The following is a 20,223-nucleotide window of genomic DNA, read 5'->3' as shown; positions in this document are numbered from 1 at the left end:
TGCTTTTTTCCTGTTTCGTGCAGAGTCGACTTGGCGTATAATCGATAAGCAGAATAAGGAGAGAATGATGAAAGTGACCATTCATAGCGGCTTATATGAAATAAAAAAAGAAATGCAGCAACGAAAGCACCAGCGCATGACAATCAAGATGCGTTCCTTTATGGCTCGCATTGGACAGAAAAGACGCACGAATCAACTTGTGGAGCAAGTCAATAAACGACTCGGCGAAATGGGGATGCGCGCTTATTCACCAACAGGGACACAATGGCAACATTTAAAAATGGACGAGTGGGTCACGTTTTCGAAACAGTTGCAAGACCCGCCACGCCACATAATCAAGGTTCAAAAGCAGGCTCGCCCGTTTCGGCTTTATTTGCATCAACAAGAAGCGCTACATAAGCTGGAACGAATAAAGCAACCTTTTTCAGGAATTTTGTCTATTCCTACAGGTGGAGGGAAAACAGTCGTAGCGGTTCACTGGCTTCTCAAAGAAGGCGTAGAAAAAGGGCGCAAAGTGTTGTGGCTAACCCACCGACATGATCTGCTTGACCAAGCTTACGAAACGATTCAAAAGCACGCAACCGACGCCCTCTTAACAGAAGGGCAGTCGTTCATTTGTCGACTGATCTCTAGTGATGAGACGCATGAATCGATTAAAGACATACAGGCTATGGATCAAGTGGTTATCGCCACAAACGGTAGTCTTGTCGGACAACTAACGCTTTTGCTGAAAAACTGGCTTACGCCTCAGGAAGAGCTGCTCATCATCGTGGATGAAGCCCATCACGCTGTTTCTGAGACGTACGAGCACATTTTAACGACATTAAGTCATCAGGTTAAGCCAACGATTCTTGGACTAACGGCAACTCCTTTTCGAACGGTCGAAGAGGAGAAAGGCTTGTTAAAAAAACGGTTTTCCACTGATATTTTGTATAAACTTGATATCTCTACGCTCATAGCTCGGGGAATTTTGGCTGAACCGATTTTCAAAGAAATGAAAACAGGCGTGAAGAAGCTTCCGACCTTGTCGATGAAGGACGTGCAGCAAATTCATACAGCGGATGTATTACCGCCAAAGATTGAACAGTATTTAGCGGTTCATCAGTCTCGCAATAAGGCGATTGTTGGTGAATATGTCAATGGTGCTCATGTCTATAAAAAAACCTTGGTGTTCGCGCTGAATCGAAACCATGCGGTACAGTTAACGAACCAATTTAGCGCCCAAGGCATTCGTGCTGATTTTTTTATTTCGGGGGAAGAAAAGAAGCAGACAGCACTGGAACAGTTTAAAGATGGAACGCTTGATGTGCTTGTGAATGTCAATATGTTAACGGAAGGGACCGACTTACCCGATGTGCAGACCGTTTTCTTAACGAGGCCCACAACCTCCGCCATCTTAATGACGCAAATGATTGGTCGAGCAATGAGGGGAATTGAAGCAGGTGGAACGGAAACAGCAAGGATTGTCCATTTTCAAGACGACTGGCCAGAAACGATTTCATGGATCACGCCGAATGAATTGTATCGAGATGATCTTTCAAGATTAAAGCAACCGCACCTACTTGAACGAAAACCCCCAGTTGAATCAATTTCGTTCCATCTCGTGCAGCATTTATTTGAGAAAATCATCCATAGAGACACAGAGCAGTACCGTTTTACAGAAACGATTCCCATTGGCGTGTACTCCTTTCTAGACCCGAAAACGGAGCAAACGGTCGACATCCTTGTTTATGAACATTTGGTTGATGCGTTTGAAGCATGGATGAAGGCGCTTGACATTGGTTCTGTTGAGGAAAAAACGACACAAATTAATCATGCAGAAAGAAGATATTTTAAAGAAAAAAGACATACCTTTGGCTATGATCGAAACGATCTATTAGCGATTTATCAATATGTAAAGGAAACGAAGAAAAAGCCAATGCTGAGACGGTTTAAAAATCGTGAAGCGGTGGATGTTACAAAACTAGCAGAGAAATTATCGCAGAAAGGGCTCGTTGGCGAAGCGAAGAAAGCGTTTATCGATCGACATTGGCACGATGAACAGTCTTTTCTAGCTGTCTACTTCGGATTTAACAAACTAGCGTTTCGGAAACGATTAGAAGTGGAGTTATTGAGGTTGGAAGAGCCGGAGTTGTTTGAGTGATGTAGGATAGAAAAAAGGGCCCTGCTATGATGGTGATTAGTAGGGTCTTTTTTTCGTTCATGATAGGAGAATGTAATGTTGAAGCGATAAATGTACATGTAAGATTAATCGTAAGTATCTACAGTAGACTTAGGTTTTGAAGAATTGCAAATCTAAAGTGTAACCCATTTTTAATTTTATCCATACCATAATTTCAAACGTTTTATATAGACAGGAGGCTATATTCATGTTCAGTTTTAATAAGTGTAACAATGTATCGCGTTACAAACGCACTTCGTCAAATGGTGGAAGTTCTTTAAATTCCGGGCCTCCGGGACCGCCAGGACCGCCGGGACCAACAGAAGTTAAAAGTTTTGGTTCATTAAGAGGGAGCACCATCGAGAACCCATCAGAAATTGAAAGTAGTGTTATTTTTAATGAGGTAGGTACCGTTTCTGGTGGAATTACGCCAAGTTCCTCGGGGAATGAATTCATTGTGTTAGAAAGCGGGGTTTATCAAATAACTCTATCGATTAGTCCGGAATTATCTCTATCACCAGATCCTTCTGAACCATATCTGTCCGCAGTTATTACTATAAATGGAGGACCCGCTTTTGGGGATGCGACGTCTGCTTTCTATATAAAAAATCGGTCATCCTCTTCATTCATCATACAAGCAGATTTAGTCGAGGGTGATGTAATTGGAGCGAATATAGCAACATCTTCTATCTTAGGCTATATCGGCCGATCGCTAACTCTGTTGAAAGTTTCATAAGTGTTTTTCGGAGAAACGGACTGATGGTTTAGGAGTGGAATTGTATCACAACATAAAAAAAGAAAGGATCTTTCAGGTGGTGCGATTATCCTTTCTTTTTTTATGTTTGAAATGTTAAGAATTATAAAAAACGAAATTTTTTAAATGATAAGTGTTTGAAATCATTTAATAAGGTTAATAGAGTAGAGAACAATTTTTTGCGAAAATTTGGAAAGGAGCGAGTGAAATGAAGTTGACGTTACAAGATGCACAAGAAGTGATCGCAGCAGCGGAAGAAAAAGCGAAACAGCTTAACGTGAAAATGGTAATTTCCGTTGTGGATGACGGTGGAAACATGATTGCCGTTCATCGCATGGATGATGCTTGGCTTGCAAGTGTCGATATTGCCCAAAAGAAAGCTTGGACCTCTGTCGCATTAAAAACGAAAACAGCTGATTTAGCTGAAGCAACGGTTCCAAATGCAGAATTATATGGATTGAATACAACGAACGATGGCCGCATTGTTTTGTTCGGAGGAGGCATTCCGTTAAAGCACGGAGAAACGATTGTCGGTGCCATTGGCGTAAGCGGTAGTTCAGTAGAGGATGACGTAACCGTTGCAGAAGCAGGAGTCTATCGATTTGATGACCACTTAGAAAAAGCAGGCATGTAACGATAATGAAGCTCTAGGAGGATGAAGATGGCGAACAATCGCGGTGTTGTATATATGGGTAAAAAAGGCGTTGAAATTCAAGATATCGAATACCCTGAACTTGTTTTAAAAGATGGCCCTGGTGTTCCGAAAGCGAATGTCGGTCGAAAATGTGAGCACGGTGTAATTCTAAAAGTCATCGTCACGAATATTTGCGGAAGTGACCAGCACATGGTGCGAGGACGGACAACTGCACCAGAAGGGCTTGTTCTAGGTCATGAAATTACTGGTGAAGTCGTTGAAATCGGACGAGATGTGGAGTTCATCGAAAAAGGGGATATTGTTTCGGTCCCGTTTAACATTGCTTGTGGACGTTGTGTCATGTGTCAGGAACAAAAAACCCATATTTGTTTGAATGTGAATCCAGAACGACCTGGTTCAGCCTATGGCTATGTAGATATGGGTGGCTGGGTTGGTGGCCAATCGGAATATGTGATGGTCCCGTACGCTGATTTCCAATTACTTAAATTTCCGAATAAAGAAAAGGCAATGGAGAAAATTCTTGATCTTACGATGTTGACCGACATTTTTCCGACAGGTTTCCACGGCGCCTACACAGCTGGAGTTGGAATTGGTTCAACGGTTTATGTGGCAGGAGCAGGTCCTGTTGGTTTAGCGGCGGCTCATTCTGCACAACTTCTAGGCGCATCGAGCGTCATCGTTGGTGACATGAATGAAGAGCGCTTGGCGCAAGCACGCAGCTTTGGGTGCGAAACAGTCGATTTATCTAAGCACGACCGACTCGGAGAGCAAATTGAGAACATCTTAGGTGTAGCAGAAGTGGATGCTGCGGTGGACGCGGTTGGCTTTGAAGCAACGGGTCACGGTGAAAATGCAGGTGAACAACCAGCTGCGGTACTTAATGCGATTATGGATGTGACCCAAGCGGGCGGAAAGCTTGGCATTCCAGGACTTTACGTGACGGAAGATCCAGGAGCGGCAGATGAAGATGCGAAAACAGGTTCATTAAAAGTTCGTTTCGGACAAGGTTGGGCAAAAGCGCATACGTTTGTTACGGGTCAAACCCCTGCGATGCAGTACAATCGAAAGCTAATGAAGCTAATTATGTCAGGCAAAGCGGATATTGCAAAAGCCGTTAATGCAACCGTTATTTCTTTAGATGAAGCGCCAGATGGTTATGCTGATTTTGATAGTGGTGTTGCGAAGAAATTTGTCATTGATCCACATGGCATGCTGAAATAAGGATAAATAAACCAAGTAAAGGATTCTTCCTTGCTTGGTTTATTTTTGGCATAATAGAAAGATGAAAAAGAGAAGGGGCGTTTACAAATGGATCATGAAGCAGCAGAACAACTTATCGAGCAATTAAGAAATGGGGAAAAGGAAGAAGTCGTTATTTCCAAAGATGAGTTTACAAATTTCCGTGAAGTGCTTGTTAATCAAGCAGACAAAAAAGATTTTCGAGGCAATGCACAACATCGAGGGTCGGTCATTTATACGTATGAGCCTGGTTGGACGGCGTAAAAGATGGGAAAGAATGATGCTGTCGTAAAAGCGAGTGAGTCTCTTTCTGCGGTCGTGGTGAAGATGATTAAAGGGAACCATATTTCCATGAATGTGAAGGACGAGAACGGACGCAGCTTAGGCGAATTGGTTTTATCCGATGTTCGACAAGCCATTCAATCCGGTCGAGAGCGCGACTCTGCCATCACGCTTTTGCAAAATCGGCCGGAGACTGCCTCATCTAATCAATTTGAATCGATGTTAAAAAGCGAAATGTTTGCGATTCTAATGGATTCTTTATACGACGGTGTGTACGTAACCGATGGGACCGGTGTGACGTTAAAAGTTAATCAAGCATATGAACGAATTACGGGCATCCCTGCACAGACCATTATTGGTATGCACATGAGAGATATGGAGAAAGCAGGCTATATTTCAAACTCCATCTCTCTTGAAGTGTTAAAGCAGAAAAAAGTTGTAACGCGGATGCAACGCTTAGCAAGCGGCAGAAAGGCGTTGGTGTCGGGCACGCCTTCTTTTAATGACGCTGGTGAAATCGAATATGTCGTCAGTACGGTTCGAGATATGACGGACCTTCTTCGTATGCAGGCAGAGCTTGAGGATTTAAAAGAATGGCAAGCGGAACGAGCACATTATGTCACAAACCAAGATGTAACACCGATTGTGGCAGAAGATGAACAAACGATTTCATTTTTGACGAAAGCGCGACGTGTGGCAGAGACGACGGCTACTGTCTGTTTATTAGGTGAGAGTGGTGTCGGCAAGACAAAAGTAGCTACATATATTCATGAACATTCACAACGGAAAGACAAACCGTTTGTTGTTGTGAACTGCGGTGCACTGAGCGAAACGCTAATTGAAGCTGAATTATTTGGCTATGCACCAGGGGCATTCACCGGTGCTTTAACAAAAGGAAAAAAAGGACTCATTGAAGTCGCTCACGGTGGCACTTTGTTTCTTGATGAAGTAGGAGAGCTTCCACACGCAACTCAAGTCAAGCTGTTAAAAGTGCTTGATGATTTCCACTTTACGCCGGTAGGATCAACAGAAGGAAAGCGTGTCGATATTCGAGTAATCGCTGCAACCAACCGTGATTTGAATGAATTAGTAAAAAGGGGACAAATGCGCGAAGATTTTTATTATCGAATGGCGGTCGTTCCGCTTTTTATTAATCCGTTACGACATCGGCCTAAAGAAATCCTTCGACTGACTCGTTTATTTTTAAGTGAGTACAACAATCGTTATAATCGACACGTTACATTGGGCGACGAAGCGCTGCATGCTATACAACAATGGCATTGGCCAGGGAATATTCGAGAATTAAAGAACGCGATTGATTATGTCGTCGCGACAACGCCTGTTGGGGTTGCCGGAAAAGAGTCCTTGCCGAAGCCGTTATGGGAAGAAGGGCTAGACGAAGAGGATGGTCGTACATTAAAGGATGTGCTCCAGGCTGTTGAGAAGCAGATGATTGAAGAAGCGATCGTGAAACACAAAACAACACGAGCAGCAGCAAACGCGTTAAAGATTAGCCAAGCGGCACTCGTTACGAAGCGTCAAAGCTACCGAAATCTTGATCAAAAATAAAATCAAACGATTAGAAAATAGATCAATTTCTTTCGTTTTCCCCTATAAACAAGCGCCAATACAGTTGGCACGATTTTTGCTTCTCACTCTTTATACGAATAGGGGGAAATGAAAATGAATCAACAACTTTTTAAAAGCGCTTACAAAATTTGGACAGGTGCTGGCGCAACGGCACAATTAAAACATGAAGTGGCACGACTTCAAATGAACAATCCGCTAATTGTGAGTGATGCCATTATAAAACAAATAGGCTTGCTCGACGAAGTGTGCGCCTCGTTAGATGAGGCTTCGTTCGGAACGTTTTTGGACGTTGAACCTGAACCGGCATTTTCAGTCATTGAAGCATGTAAAAAAGTGTTTCTGGCTGGTGGCCATGATGGATTTATTGCTATTGGTGGAGGTAGTGCCATTGATACGGCAAAAGCAGCGTCTGTCTATGCGTCTTACGAAGGCTCTTTGCATGATTTTGTTGGTACGGATTTGGTGCCGCAAAAAGGAGCACCACTTATTGCGATCCCGACCACAGCTGGTACAGGGTCTGAAGTGACGAATATCGCCATTTTATCAGACAAAGATGCACAATTAAAAAAAGGGATTGCCAGTGATTATCTTTTGCCTGATGTCGCAATTGTGGCGCCGGAAATGACGCGGACCGCTCCACAGCATGTGACCGCAGCAAGTGGAATTGATGCGATGGTACATGGTATTGAAGCATATTTATCAGTAAATGCATCACCGATAACGGATGCCTTGGCGCTTCAATCGATCACGATGATCGCGCGTAGTCTACCAAAGGCTTATTCGAATTCGCACCAGTTAGCAGCGAGAGAAGAAATGGCAACAGCAAGTTTAATGGCAGGAATGGCGTTTGGCAATGCAGGTGTTGGTGCGGTACATGCCTTGGCTTACCCTCTAGGGGGACGCTTCCAAATGGCACATGGCGTCAGCAACGCTCTGCTCCTACCGTTTGTCATGGAAGTGAATAAACCAGCTTGCTTAGAACGGCTAAAAGACATTGCCGATGCGCTAGGCGAGCAAACATCGGGCTTAAGTCTAAATGAAGCAGCAGATCGAGCGATTATGGGCATGACGCGTTTATGTGCGCAAGTGAAGATTCCAGCTAGTTTAAAAGAGTTTGATATTAAAGAAAGTGATCTAAAAGAAATGACAGAAGATGCGTCTAAAATTGAACGTCTATTAAAAAATAACCCTCGTCAGCTAACGAAAGCTGAAATTTACGAGATTTATCAGGCTGCATATGTAGGACGGGCACAGCAATGAAATGGAAGCAGCGACAGTTTGGTCAAGAAACGCCGTATCACCCATTAGGTCCTTTTAAAATTCGCGTGCCGTTTTACCATTATCGATTTGAATGGCCGGACTATGTCCAAGGTTTGCTCATGTGTGCTGTTGATCTAGCTGCCATACCACTCTTAATGGAATTGCTTGGTATGCCGTTTGAAGCAGCTCTGGCTGTTGTGATTTTAAATGGTCTGCTCTATTTAACGCACCATTTATTAGGGGATCCGGTTGTGCCAGGTTGGATTACGCCAGCGATTCCTTTAATCATGATTTATGTGTCTTCTTTCCCAGAAGATGAGCGGGTCCATGCATTGATTGCCTTTCAGTTAACCCTTGGTCTACTATCCATTTTTCTAGGGGCGACAGGGTTAGCAAGTAAAGTTGTACGTTTTGTGCCAAGTGCGATTAAATCAGGTGTCATTTTAGGGGCAGGGATTATTGCAGTCATCACCATTTTTGAAGTGGGAGGTCGGTTTGAATCATTCCCGTGGACGATATCGATTGCGATTGGAATTGGCTTCTACTTGTTGTTTTCTAAACACTTTCAAAAGTTGAAAGCGAGGGGTGGACTCTATGGTTTGGTTGGTAAATTAGGTATTTTACCAATTATTCTTCTTGCTGTCTTTGTAGCACCTTTAGTTGGGGAAGCCCCATGGCCAAACATCGAATGGGGATTTTCGAAACCGGATTTTATTACACTTTGGAGTGAGTATACGTTGTTTGGGGTAGGTTTTCCGCCACTTATGATGTTTTTAACCTGTTTGCCGACGGTTTTTGCTGCTTACCTTGTGTTGTTTGGTGACATTTTGCAAGCAAAAGCAATTATTAAAGAAGCCGATGTAGTTCGTCAAGATGAAAAAGTTGATTACAACCCGAACCGTGCTCATCTTATTTTCGGCGGTCGAAATGGCATCATGAGTATCATCGGTCCGGATGTCACCATGGCAGGCCCGACTTGGGCGGCGATGCAAGTAGTCATTGCCGAGCGCTTTAAAGAAGGAAAAAAATCCATGCACTCCATTTTTGGAGGAATGGGATCGTTTCGGTTTGGGACAAACACGGGGTTATTGCTGCTGCCAATTGTGAGTTTAGTTGAGCCGATTCTTGGAGTAGCGATGGCGCTCACTCTATTAATTCAAGGTTATGTGAGTGTGCGAATCGGGATACTAGAAGCGAAGAGTCAGAGAGACTTAGGGATAGCGGGGATTATTGCTGCCATTTTAGCGGTAAAGGGTGCCGCATGGGCATTTGCGGCAGGAGTCATCCTCTGTCTATTAATCTACGGCAAGCAATTTTTTAAAGGCGAAACTGATGAGACATTCGTAAAAGATCAAGAGGAAGAAAAGAGAGGTGCGTAATGATGAAAAAAGGGTTGTTTATTAATAATGAAGTGGTTTGGACAGACGATGTCATGGAGGTGGAAAATCCAGCCACTAAGGAAATCATTGGGACTGTTGCGAAAGCAGGAGCGAAAGAAGCGAGGGCTGCTGTAGATGCGGCTGCCGACGCTTTACAAGCTTGGAAAAGCAAGACGGCAGCTGAGCGCAGTGAATACTTGATGGCATGGCACGCACGTATAACAGAAGAAGAAGAGGCTCTTGGAGAAGGAATGACCCTTGAACAAGGGAAACCTCTAGCAGAAGCAGTTGGGGAAATTCGTTATGCGAACAGTTTTCTCTCGTGGTATGCAGAGGAAGGGAAGCGAGTTTATGGAGAGACAGTTCCAGCAAGCGCGCCGAACAAGCGAATTATTGTACAGAAACAAGCGATCGGTGTCATTGCGGCGATTACCCCGTGGAATTTTCCGGCTGCGATGGTAACGCGAAAACTAGGTCCAGCGCTAGCGGCAGGATGCACAGCTGTCGTGAAGCCGTCAGAGCTTACACCTTTTACCGCTTATCGACTCGCGGAACTTGCGTTGGAAGCAGGAATTCCAAAAGGAGTCATCAATGTGGTTACTGGTGACGCATCCGCAATTGGGAAGGCTTGGATGGAAGATGAGCGAGTTCGGAAAGTTTCGTTTACTGGATCAACCGCAGTTGGGAAATTGTTGATGCGACAAGCAGCAGATACTGTAAAAAAACTTTCGTTAGAATTGGGTGGGCATGCACCGTTTATCGTGACCGAACATGCGGACATCGCTAAAGCCGTAAAGGGATTAATGGGCTCGAAGTACCGGAATGGCGGTCAGACGTGTGTTTGCGCGAACCGTGTTTACGTACATGAATCAATTAAAAAATCGTTCACTAAAGCGTTTATTGAAGAAATGAGCGCTTTGAAGACCGGTAATGGCCTTTCCGCTGATTCCGATATTGGTCCCCTTGTCAATCAGAGTGCTGTAGAGAAAGTAGACAAACACCTCCGTGATGCGGAAGCAAAAGGAGGAACCCTTGTTTACGGACAGGAACCACAAGAGACAGGTGGCTATTATCAAACGCCTGTTGTCGTAACGAATGCAACGGATGAGATGTTATGTATGAATGAAGAAACATTTGGTCCACTTGCACCAATTGCTAGTTATGAAACGATTGAAGATGTGATCGAGCGAGCCAATCAAACACCATTTGGTTTAGCTGCTTATGTGTATTCAAATGATCTGACGGAAGCATTTATGATTTCGGAAGCGTTAGAGTACGGGATTGTTGGGTTAAATGATGGACTGCCATCGGTTGCTCAAGCGCCGTTTGGGGGAATGAAAGAAAGTGGCTTAGGGCGTGAAGGTGGACACTGGGGCATAGAAGAGTACTTGGAAGTAAAATATATCTCGATGCAGCTATAAAAAAGGATAAAAGCGCTCACTTTGAGCGCTTTTTCTAGTAGAAACAATTCAGTCCCCTTTTATTGTGTGAATTCTGTATAATATGAAAAAAGGGGGAGTAGAGTTGAAACTACTACGAGCGACAAAAGATAACTTAACAGGCGTGTCTATTCTCTTTAATCAATACAGAATGTTCTATAATCAAGTGGAGGACATAAGTGGTGCAGAATCGTATATAAGAGAACGATTGCAACAAGAGGATTCAATCATTTTTGTTATGAAAGAAGGAGACACCTATTTAGGCTTTACGCAGCTGTATCCGACATTTTCATCAATCTCAATGAAAAGGCTTGGATTCTCAATGATTTATATGTACATGAAGAGGCACGAGGAAAAGGTGTCGCTGAATCACTCTTGAATCGAGCGAAAGCATTTGCTTTGGAGACTGAAGCAGTAAGTATTGCCTTGAGTACTGCCCCGGATAATCTTCCTGCACAACGATTGTATGAAAAACTTGGGTATGAGCGGGACGAGCAATTCTATCATTATGAATTGAATCTAGCATAAAGAAGGTGTGAAGATGGCCAAGCTCGTTATTCTTTTTGGGCCGCAAGCAGTAGGGAAAATGACGGTAGGGGAGTCGTTAGCGGCGCAAACCAACCTAAAACTTTTTCATAACCATATGTCTATTGATATGGTCGCACCGATTTTCGGATTCCAAGACGAGACGTGGCGTTTAGTCGATTTATTCAGAAAAGAAATGTTTCAATCAGTGGCAAAAAGTGATTTAGACGGATTAATTTTTACATACGTTTGGGCGTTTGATCGTCAAGAAGATTGGGATTATATCGACAACGTCACAAGCATATTTGAAGAAAACGGTGGTTCGGTCTACTTTGTCGAGCTAGAGGCTGCATTTGATGAGCGACTCGCTCGAAATAAAAGCACACATCGGTTACAGCAAAAGCCGACGAAACGAGATGTCGATTTTTCAGAGAAAGAATTAAAAGAGAGTGCCCAAACCTACCGCTTAAATTCAGAAGTTGGTGAATTAAACAAACCCTATTATTTACGAATAAACAATACAAATCGTACACCTAGCGATGTTGCTACAGAAATTAAGCGAACGTTTACCTTATAAAGGGAGAGAGTCTCTTATGAAATTTACGAATATCATAACAAGTGATGAAGCGTTTGAAGCCTTCTGTGAAGAAGTAGGAAAGCCGAGTGAGCTGGCAGCGAACAAAGTTATTTCTTCAATCGATGCGCACTGTGAAGCGTTTATCAAAAAATCTCCGTTTCTGACTATGGCTTCAGCTAATAAGGACGGAGCGTGTGACGTAACACCAAGAGGGGATGATCCTGGTTTTGTTCACGTCATTGATGAAAACTTTCTATTTATTCCTGAACGACCAGGAAACAAACGAATGGATTCAGCGCATAACATCTTATCAAATCCACATGTAGGGCTACTCTTTTTTATTCCTGGACTTGGTGAAACGCTAAGAATAAATGGAAAAGCTCACATCTGTCGTGATTCAGAATTACTTGACGCATGTATGGCGAAAGGGAAACGGCCTCTTTTTGGCGTTCTGGTTGAAGTGAAGGAATGTTATATCCACTGCGCAAAGGCATTCTTGCGCTCGGGCTTGTGGAAACCAGAATCTTGGATTGACCAGGAAGAACGTCCATCCGTTGCAAAAATGATTAAAGCGCATACAGAATTTGATAAAAAGACGGAGCAGGACATTGAACGATCACTGGAGGAAAGCTACGCGAAACGACTGTATTAGAGGTGTAGAAATGTCAAAAACGATAAACGACTTACATACGGGCGGGGAAATGAGTGCAACGGTTCAGTTGTTTTATTCAATGGTGGAAGAGAATTTCTTACGTTTACAAGCAAGTCTACATACTATTGTACAAGATGAAATGGATTTCAAAGGTCTTGGAAATAAGGAAAATAGTATAGCTCAGCTCATTCGACATCTAGCATACGTTGACTTATGTTGGGTTTTTCGACTAAAGGGCCAACCTATTCCGGCAGAATACGAACAAAGGCTTGGACCAATGACAGATTTAAACGGTAAATTACCAAACGTACAAAAGGTACCGAAACGTGACTTGCTTGAAGATTATAGAATGATTATAACGATGTTAAAAAAAGAATGTGAGCGGTTTACGGATAAAGAACTAGAGCGTGTTGTTCCTTATGAAAATGGCGAAAAGGCCACCATTCGATGGGGTTTGTGGCATATGTCTGACCATAGTAGATACCATCAAGCTCATATAAATCGCTTAAGAGCAGACTTTGCGGAAGCGTTACAAAATTGATTAGACAAGCAGTTGGTGCCATCGTCGTAACGAAGGACGCGTATGTATTAGTATGCAAGTCTTGGCAAAATACGAAGGATGGAAAAGAACGTATTGAAGACGAATGGGATATCGTCAAAGGTGGCGTTGAAAATGAGGATGAATCGTTGGAAGCGGCTGTTTTGCGTGAGCTTTATGAAGAGACGGGTTCGAAAGCATTTATTCTAAGAGACCTGTTTCGTGAAAAGCTAACCTTTGCCTTTCCACCAGAGGTCAAAAAGAGAATCGGATTTGAAACACAAGAAACAACAGTTTTTTTGGTGGAGTTTACAGGTGACCTAGAAGATTTGACACCTAAAGATAAGGAAATTAGTAAGCTGAAAGCCGTTTGGCCAGACGAACTAATGGATTACTTAGCTCATGATGAGACGAAGCAATTTTTCCAGAAATATGTCTTGGGGGATGAATGTTGAATAGGGTTGAACAAATTAGAAAATCTGAGAAGGTTTATCATGATTACGTATACGATCATCACGTTCTATTTGAAGAAGGGAGTTGGTTACATAAGCCGGTCAGCATGATTAAAGGCACACTCACTTCTTTTTTAGACATTCCGAATGTGCGTGTTCTAGATTTAGGGTGCGGCGTTGGAAGAAATAGTATTCCAATTGCATCTGAGATTCAAAAGAATCATGGGAAAGTTGTTTGTGTCGATTTGCTTGATTCAGCTTTAACGAAACTGGAACGGTATAGCCGAACATACGGGATTGAACACGCCATACAACCTGTAAAATCAGACATTGCAGCGTACTCGTTTCCGGAAAACCATTTCCAATGGATCGTGGCAATATCTGCGCTAGAACATGTTTCTTCCGTTCAAGCGTTGACGGGGGTTTTAGAAAAGATGAAGCGAGCCACTAAGAAGGGCGGCGTTCATAGTTTAATTGTGAATTCAAACGTAGAAGAACGATGCGTTGAAACAAATCAGCGCATAGAAGCGTCCATCGAAGTTAACCTACCGACAAAGAACATGGAGAACCTTCTCAACAAAACCTATAGGAACTGGAATGTTCTTACTCAAACCGTAAAACCACTTTCGTTTAACATTTTACAAGAACAAAAAGAGGTGCGACTTACGACAAACGCCATCACGCTAGTCGTGAAAAATGAAATGCCACAAGGTGATGGTTGGCATGAATAAACATGATGCTCCGATAGGATTTGTAAACAAATCCTATCTTTTCTGGTGTGCCTATTCTGGCAAACTTAATTGCCAAGACACCCCGTATTTATCATTGACCCAACCGAATTTCTTGCTAAAACCATAGTTGTCAATCGGCATGAGTGCCTCCCCGTCTTTCAACAAAGCTTGGTAAAGATGATCAATTTCTTTCTCTGTCTCACAGGTGAGAAAAATTGAAAGGGAAGGCGTAAATTCAAACGCATGGCGAACGTGACTATCGATACACATGAATTCTTGTCCATTTAAAGAAAAACGCGCTTGAATGACGGTTCCTTCTTTTCCTGGTCCATTTTCATCATACCGAGCAATCTCTTTAATCTCAGAATCCTCAATGAGGGATGTGTAGAAGTTCATTGCCTCTTCAGCATCGCCGTTTTGAAACATTAAAAAAGGTGTAACGTCTTTCATTGTTTTCAACTCCTCTATACTTCTATCGTCAGTGCGGCACGAAATCCTCTCGCGCTATAATAAGAGGATGCGCCGTTATGATAAACGAAGGTATGTCCATATCGATAATCGCAAAAAAGCGTACCTCCACGTTCGCGAATGGCCATGGGGGTTTGAATCCAGCTTGATGTTTTTAAATCAAATTCTCCGTACTGTTGCAATGTACGATACTGCTGTTCAGTGAGTAGTGTAACCCCCATAGCTGCCGCCATTTCCACGGCATTGTGTGAGGGCTTATTCTTTTTACGTGATTCTAGTGCTTCTAAATCATAACAAGTGCTCCTGCGACCGGCTGGGGTTTCCTTTGAGCAATCAATAAACATGTACTTGTTTTGTTCAGGGTCTACAAGCACGATATCAGGTTCTCCTCCTGTTTTCTCCATTTCATTTACTGACCATAACTTACTTGGTTGGGAACGTAATGTCGATTGCACGCCTTCCCATTCTATTCCTTCATGCCGGTTCTTATTATCATGAAAGCGTTCTTCCAATCGATTTAAAATCTCTTCCGTTTCGCTTACTGAAAGCTCATTTTGCATGTATGCTACCTCCAAATGGGGTGCTGCGTTTCCATAACTATCTCTAGTTTAAACGATCCTGTCAACTTTCATAACTGGTTGGATGAACATTGCATGTGAAAAAGATAAGCAGTACGTCGATTAGTTTCCTAAATAAAAAAGCCTAAAGTGTAATTTACCTTTAGGCTTAGTGAGAGAGGGAGAAGGTGTTTTCATTCAGGCTGTCAATGTATTGAGGCAATGTTTCAATAAACTGATACGTTTGTGGTGCACGGTTACGAAGGAATGTTTGCATTTCATCACTTAGATAATAGTAAGCCATCGCTTCAGCAAGGTACTCCTCGGGATAAGCAAAATAGTAAAAGGTGTTATGGTCATGAAAAAGGGCCGCATATTCTTTTTCGTGAATAGATAAAAACGTTTCCGTTAAACTGATTTGCTCATCAGCGGCATAAAAGTCAATCGCATGGCTAAACTCGTGAAGTTCTAAATTAATCGTTGAGTGACCCATTCCAGCGTTGCTGTAGCCAATACGAGCAGCAGAATGAAGCCCTCCTACTCCAGGAACGTCATCCCACGTTAATCCGGTGTTTTCCCATCCGCGCGGGACAACACCTCTTAAATGTGCCCATTCAGGTAAATCTGTTAATGGGAAATCCATTAAAATGAGCGAGACACCAGCATGTAGTGCAGGCTCAATCAAGCGTTGATCCATTTTTCCGATTCGGTCAATCATAGCTTGAGCTTCTACTTGATTGTAATGCTCGTGATAGGCTCGTACTTCTATGAGCTCTTGGTGAGATGGAGAGACAAACGAATGATTATGTGTGAAATCTTCTGCAGCTGAAGTAGGTGTTGGGTCAAAAAAAGTTGCAAACATCACAAAAGCTGTAACAGGAACAAGTGAGTCTTTAAATTTAGACATCATGCTAGCCCTCCTTTTCAGTGTTTAAGAACTGTAATACCCCATCTTATGGAAGTGAAAAAGGATTATTACTAGATACATTCTCTCCACTAACAAAAACACCTTTGTCCATTGTGGAAAAAGGTGTGTAGGAGTTAACTTTTTGGCAAGGAGAAGCCTTTCCCGATAATTTCAGATGCACTTAGAAAGACGACGAAAGAATTCGCATCTTGCGCTTGGATTAATTCTTTTAAATAGACGGCTTCTGCTTGGTCGACGACGGTAAACAATAACGATTTTCTCGTTTTTGAATAGCCTCCTTCAGACCAAACTTTTGTTACGCCTCGATCAATTTCGTTATAGATCATATCGGTTACAAACTGGTCATGTTCTGTAATGATTAAGACAAGTTTTGAATTGGTCGACCGTAATAGGACAAAATCAATGACTTTACTGCCGATGAATAGTGCGACCATTGCATAAAGTGCGAGTTCTAAATTAAACACAATCATAGCTGCTACAACAATAACCCCATCAATGATGAGCTGCGCAAATCCACTTGAAACGTTAAAGTACTTTCTCATGATTTGACTAATAATCGTTGTTCCGCCAGTAGAACCATTCCCTTTAAATACGAGTCCAAGACCAACGCCGAAAAGAATGCCACCGTAAACGGATGCAAGGAAAGGATCTGTAACAGAAAACGTTTTAAAAGACGTTAACCAAATAAACACAGGTAAAATAAACGTGCCAACTAATGTTTTGGCGCTAAAACTTTTTCCAAGAATAGCGTAACCGACAAAAAACAGCGGTACGTTAATAACTAATTGGACGATTGCAGGCGTAAATCCGTACATATCGTTTAAAATAATGCTAATCCCGCTTACCCCACCAGCAGCTAGGCTAGCTGGAAGCATAAATAGGTTAAAAGCTAGTGCAACAATAAATGTGCCTAGAATGATTAAAGAATAAGACCTTAATTCAGAAACTTGTTTCATATAAAACAAACCTCAATTCTATAGTTCAACTAAAATGTGCGTTGATTCACCAATTTCTTAATATATACGAATGTTCGTCTAGATTCAACATTGTTTTTAGATTTTGTACGTTTTGTTACGTTTATCCTTAAAAAACCTGCATAAGTTATCGTAAATCGCTTTTTGGAGAGATGTGACCTATCAATTCTAAAGTGAGTGTGATTCAATAGTAATAAAAATTGATACAGATTAAGGAGCGGATTGACCTTGTTCCATATTCATATTGTTGCACCTTATTCTGCGATGGTACCAGTTCTTAGCGACTGTATCCCGCTTTTTCCATCCGTTGCCATTACGCATTCGGTTGGAGATTTAAAGAAGGGTGTTGAAACGGCACTGACAAAAGAAGGGGAAGGTGTCGATCTTATCATTAGTCGAGGCGGGACGGCGAAGTTAATTAAGAAAGCTGTATCTGTACCGGTCATTGATATTCAGCTTTCTGGCTACGACTTGACACGGTCACTAACACTGGCAAGCAAATTAAATGAAAAGACAGCCGTAGTAGGCTTTCAAAATATTACAGCTGGCGCTTCATCCATCATAAAATTATTAAATTTACCAATTAACGTCTATACAGTAAACGCAGCTAGTGAAGTAGCGCCTTTGTTAATAAAGCTAAAACAAGCGGGTTATAATCACGTCTTAGGGGATGTTATTACAGTGAATACATCTCAAGAAGTAGGATTAAAAGGAATGTTGCTGCAATCTGGAAAAGAATCCGTTGCGCGATCCATAGAAGAAGCCATTCATTTGTTGCGCACCATTTCCCAGCAAACAACGATCAATAAAGTGATGAAAACGTTACTAATTGATGAATATCGAAATATTGTTATGTTTGATGAAGATGATGCATTTATTTATAAACACTTTGAAGATTTTCACGACCCATTAGACTCTTCTGAGTGGGCGTTGCTTCATACAAGTTTAGCAATAAAAAAAGAAGTAAAAGAAACGTACACAAAAGACATAGGACGAATTCAAGTAAAAGGTCAACTGATTGATGGCCATTACAAAGTTTATACATTCAACTGGTTAAAGCACGGGCTAAATATAACAGGGGTCATTGAAAAATCAGTCTTAAATAAGGAGCCTATTGCGCTTTCAACGGTTTCTTCAGCAAATCGATTTCGGATGTTGCAACATCTTTTTCGGGAAAACTCGCATCTTTTGTTAACTGGTGAAAAAGGCACAGGGAAAAGCTTTTTGTCTAAGCAACTTCATGTTCTTGAAAATAGGGATGACTTATACCTCATCATTGATGCTGAAGTGTTTGAATTAGCAGAGATCGATCGCATTTGGACAGTCGACCCGAAAACGATTGTAGTAGAAAATGTTCATCCTGCTAAACATGAAGATCTCGTATCCGTCTGTGTATCAAAAAGCGAACAACATGGAAACCGTTTAATTGTGCATAGCGAGGAAAAATGGGACGAAGAGCGACTGGAAGAATTAAAGATGAGACATGTCCACTTACCGAGATTAGCAGATCGAGTGGAAGATATTAGCGATTTAGCTACATATTTTTTATCAGACTATCATCAAAAATATGGGACAAGACCAGTGAGAATCGCTGAAGATGCCCTTCATTATTTAGAAGGGATTTCGTACAAACATCACATTAAGAGTTTACGTCAGCTTGTAAAAAAAGCGACATTAGATGAAAGAGACTATTTATTAAGTAAAGAAGCGCTCGTCCAAGCTACTGAACGGACGCATGATGAAAAGAATGATTTCCCCATTCAAGGAACGTTAAAAGAGATGGAGAAAGCGATTATTGAACAAGTGTTAAAAGAAGAAAACCAAAATCAAACCCAGGCAGCAAAGCGATTAGGGATTAATCGGGCCACATTATGGAGAAAACTTAAAGAGTAAGGTCTTTAGGTTTTTCTTTCTATCTAATGTGTTGCATTATTAAACAATTTATTATTATTGTAGATTTATTGAATAAAAAGTGTTGCATTATTGATCGTTATCTTTTATGATTCAAGTAACTTATAAGTGAAAGCGTTTCAATATGAGGGGGAGAAACATTATGAAAATCAAAGCTTTTTTGGACCGAGTGCCAGGGGGCATGATGGTTGTGCCACTACTGTTAGCAGCAACAATCAATACATTTTTTCCGAATGCATTAAGAATTGGGGGCTTCACGGAGGCTTTATTCGTAAACAGTTCAAGTGCGCTTATTGCCTTATTTTTATTAATAGCAGGAACGCAAATTACCTTTAAAACAGCTGGAACATCAGTGAAAAAAGGATTAACGTTGCTTTCATTTAAATGGGGGATTGGCGCAGGAGTTGGGTTACTTGCGATTATTCTTGCAGATTCAAATGGTTTATTTCTAGGATTAGCGCCTATTGCAATTATTGCCGCAATGACGAATTCGAATGGCGGACTTTATATAGCTTTGGCAGGTCAGTATGGAAAAGAAGACGATAAAGCGGCCTATCCATTTTTGGCATTAAGTGATGGTCCATTTTTAACAATGGTAGCGTTAGCAATCTTTGGGACGATGGGTTTCGCGCAAGGGATGTTCTCACCAATTGACTTTGTCGCTGTATTGCTTCCGTTATTAATTGGAATTGCAATTGGAAACATTGATAAAGATATGGGTGACTTTTTATATAAAGGTAGCGACAAGCTTGTACCGTTCTTTGCGTTTTCACTCGGTATGGGTATTAACTTTACAGCCATTATTCAAGGTGGCATTAGTGGAATCTTATTAGGTGTATTAACAGTCTTACTTACTGGTGGAATTGGCTATTTTGTGTTTAAATGGATCGGCTGGAATCCAATTGTCGGATCAGCAGAAGGATCTACAGCAGGAAATGCAGTTGGCACACCAATGGCGATTGCAACAGCGAATGCATCTTTTATGCCAATGGCTGAAATTGCTACGGTGCAAGTTGCGGCAAGTGTCGTGACCACCGCTATATTACTCCCGATCTTTATTGGGATTTTAGCACGGCGACTGGAAAAGAAAACAGGTAAGCCTATAAATGAAATAAACGCAACCATGTAGGGGATCGTTGAAGGAGAGGAAC

Annotated in this window: 20 protein-coding genes and 1 pseudogene; 17 read left to right on the top strand and 4 right to left on the bottom strand. The window is 41.9% G+C overall.

Translation table 11 applies throughout. From position 1 onward, the window contains the following. The first annotated feature begins 64 nt into the window (after positions 1–64). The 15 genes and pseudogenes from ACE1TH_RS12930 to ACE1TH_RS12860 all read left to right on the top strand — a co-directional run bounded on the left by ACE1TH_RS12930 (position 65) and on the right by ACE1TH_RS12860 (position 14,234). Complete coding sequence (locus ACE1TH_RS12930) at positions 65–2,143, top strand: DEAD/DEAH box helicase (protein ID WP_375079201.1); 2,079 nt, start codon at positions 65–67, stop codon at positions 2,141–2,143. 226 nt (positions 2,144–2,369) lie between these two features. After that, complete coding sequence (locus ACE1TH_RS12925) at positions 2,370–2,897, top strand: hypothetical protein (protein WP_099303187.1); 528 nt, start codon at positions 2,370–2,372, stop codon at positions 2,895–2,897. Between the two features lie 226 nt (positions 2,898–3,123). Continuing rightward, positions 3,124–3,549, top strand: coding sequence for a GlcG/HbpS family heme-binding protein (locus ACE1TH_RS12920; RefSeq protein ID WP_375079200.1), 426 nt, complete (start codon positions 3,124–3,126; stop codon positions 3,547–3,549). Positions 3,550–3,576: 27 nt separating this feature from the next. Continuing rightward, a complete protein-coding gene (gene fdhA / locus ACE1TH_RS12915) occupies positions 3,577–4,791 on the top strand; it encodes a formaldehyde dehydrogenase, glutathione-independent (protein WP_099303183.1) in 1,215 nt (404 codons plus the stop codon). A gap of 87 nt (positions 4,792–4,878) precedes the next feature. Further along, a complete protein-coding gene (locus tag ACE1TH_RS12910; protein ID WP_099303181.1) occupies positions 4,879–5,073 on the top strand; it encodes a hypothetical protein in 195 nt (64 codons plus the stop codon). Positions 5,074–5,076: 3 nt separating this feature from the next. Continuing rightward, positions 5,077–6,660, top strand: a complete 1,584-nt coding sequence (locus ACE1TH_RS12905; RefSeq protein WP_375079199.1) for a sigma-54 interaction domain-containing protein — start codon at positions 5,077–5,079, stop codon at positions 6,658–6,660. A gap of 114 nt (positions 6,661–6,774) precedes the next feature. Continuing rightward, the gene (locus ACE1TH_RS12900; protein ID WP_375079198.1) at positions 6,775–7,941 is read left to right on the top strand and encodes an iron-containing alcohol dehydrogenase; all 1,167 of its coding nucleotides are present in this window, start codon (positions 6,775–6,777) and stop codon (positions 7,939–7,941) included. After that, positions 7,938–9,320, top strand: coding sequence for a permease family protein (locus ACE1TH_RS12895; protein WP_375079197.1), 1,383 nt, complete (start codon positions 7,938–7,940; stop codon positions 9,318–9,320). The genes ACE1TH_RS12900 and ACE1TH_RS12895 overlap by 4 nt, the downstream gene beginning before the upstream one ends. Then, positions 9,320–10,741 (top strand): NAD-dependent succinate-semialdehyde dehydrogenase, encoded by a 1,422-nt coding sequence (locus tag ACE1TH_RS12890; protein ID WP_375079196.1) that lies wholly within the window; start codon positions 9,320–9,322, stop codon positions 10,739–10,741. The genes ACE1TH_RS12895 and ACE1TH_RS12890 overlap by 1 nt, the downstream gene beginning before the upstream one ends. Before the next feature lie 103 nt (positions 10,742–10,844). After that, positions 10,845–11,287 (top strand): annotated as a pseudogene (locus tag ACE1TH_RS12885) (GNAT family N-acetyltransferase). Between the two features lie 13 nt (positions 11,288–11,300). Further along, positions 11,301–11,861, top strand: coding sequence for a DEAD/DEAH box helicase family protein (locus ACE1TH_RS12880; protein ID WP_375079195.1), 561 nt, complete (start codon positions 11,301–11,303; stop codon positions 11,859–11,861). 16 nt (positions 11,862–11,877) lie between these two features. Beyond that, a complete protein-coding gene (locus ACE1TH_RS12875; protein WP_375079194.1) occupies positions 11,878–12,513 on the top strand; it encodes a pyridoxamine 5'-phosphate oxidase family protein in 636 nt (211 codons plus the stop codon). A gap of 10 nt (positions 12,514–12,523) precedes the next feature. Next, positions 12,524–13,054, top strand: coding sequence for a DinB family protein (locus ACE1TH_RS12870; protein ID WP_375079193.1), 531 nt, complete (start codon positions 12,524–12,526; stop codon positions 13,052–13,054). Beyond that, positions 13,051–13,506 (top strand): NUDIX domain-containing protein, encoded by a 456-nt coding sequence (locus tag ACE1TH_RS12865; RefSeq protein WP_375079192.1) that lies wholly within the window; start codon positions 13,051–13,053, stop codon positions 13,504–13,506. The genes ACE1TH_RS12870 and ACE1TH_RS12865 overlap by 4 nt, the downstream gene beginning before the upstream one ends. After that, positions 13,500–14,234, top strand: a complete 735-nt coding sequence (locus tag ACE1TH_RS12860) for a class I SAM-dependent methyltransferase (RefSeq protein ID WP_375079191.1) — start codon at positions 13,500–13,502, stop codon at positions 14,232–14,234. The genes ACE1TH_RS12865 and ACE1TH_RS12860 overlap by 7 nt, the downstream gene beginning before the upstream one ends. A 51-nt stretch (positions 14,235–14,285) precedes the next feature. On the opposite strand, the gene ACE1TH_RS12855 is transcribed toward ACE1TH_RS12860, so the two are convergent. From ACE1TH_RS12855 to ACE1TH_RS12840, 4 genes are all read right to left on the bottom strand, one after another. After that, entirely contained in the window at positions 14,286–14,684 is a 399-nt protein-coding gene (locus tag ACE1TH_RS12855; RefSeq protein ID WP_255224468.1) for a VOC family protein, read from the bottom strand. Between the two features lie 14 nt (positions 14,685–14,698). Continuing rightward, positions 14,699–15,262: a DUF4256 domain-containing protein gene (locus ACE1TH_RS12850; protein WP_375079190.1), complete on the bottom strand. Its 564-nt coding sequence runs from the start codon at positions 15,260–15,262 to the stop codon at positions 14,699–14,701. A 166-nt stretch (positions 15,263–15,428) separates the two neighbouring features. Then, a complete protein-coding gene (locus ACE1TH_RS12845; protein ID WP_255224470.1) occupies positions 15,429–16,169 on the bottom strand; it encodes an anthrax toxin lethal factor-related metalloendopeptidase in 741 nt (246 codons plus the stop codon). Positions 16,170–16,300: 131 nt separating this feature from the next. Beyond that, positions 16,301–17,143 (bottom strand): YitT family protein, encoded by an 843-nt coding sequence (locus ACE1TH_RS12840; RefSeq protein ID WP_099303159.1) that lies wholly within the window; start codon positions 17,141–17,143, stop codon positions 16,301–16,303. Positions 17,144–17,389: 246 nt separating this feature from the next. Between ACE1TH_RS12840 and ACE1TH_RS12835 the strand changes: the two genes are divergently transcribed. Both ACE1TH_RS12835 and ACE1TH_RS12830 read left to right on the top strand, forming a co-directional pair. Continuing rightward, the gene (locus ACE1TH_RS12835; protein WP_099303157.1) at positions 17,390–19,054 is read left to right on the top strand and encodes a sigma-54-dependent transcriptional regulator; all 1,665 of its coding nucleotides are present in this window, start codon (positions 17,390–17,392) and stop codon (positions 19,052–19,054) included. A gap of 160 nt (positions 19,055–19,214) precedes the next feature. Next, positions 19,215–20,201: a 2-keto-3-deoxygluconate permease gene (locus ACE1TH_RS12830; protein WP_255224471.1), complete on the top strand. Its 987-nt coding sequence runs from the start codon at positions 19,215–19,217 to the stop codon at positions 20,199–20,201. The last annotated feature ends 22 nt before the right edge of the window (positions 20,202–20,223 follow it).

The organism is Shouchella sp. JSM 1781072 (assembly GCF_041949915.1).
Lineage (GTDB): Bacteria > Bacillota > Bacilli > Bacillales > Bacillaceae_D > Shouchella.
Note: the sequence above shows the minus strand (reverse complement) of the source record. Positions and strands in the feature narration are given on the sequence as shown.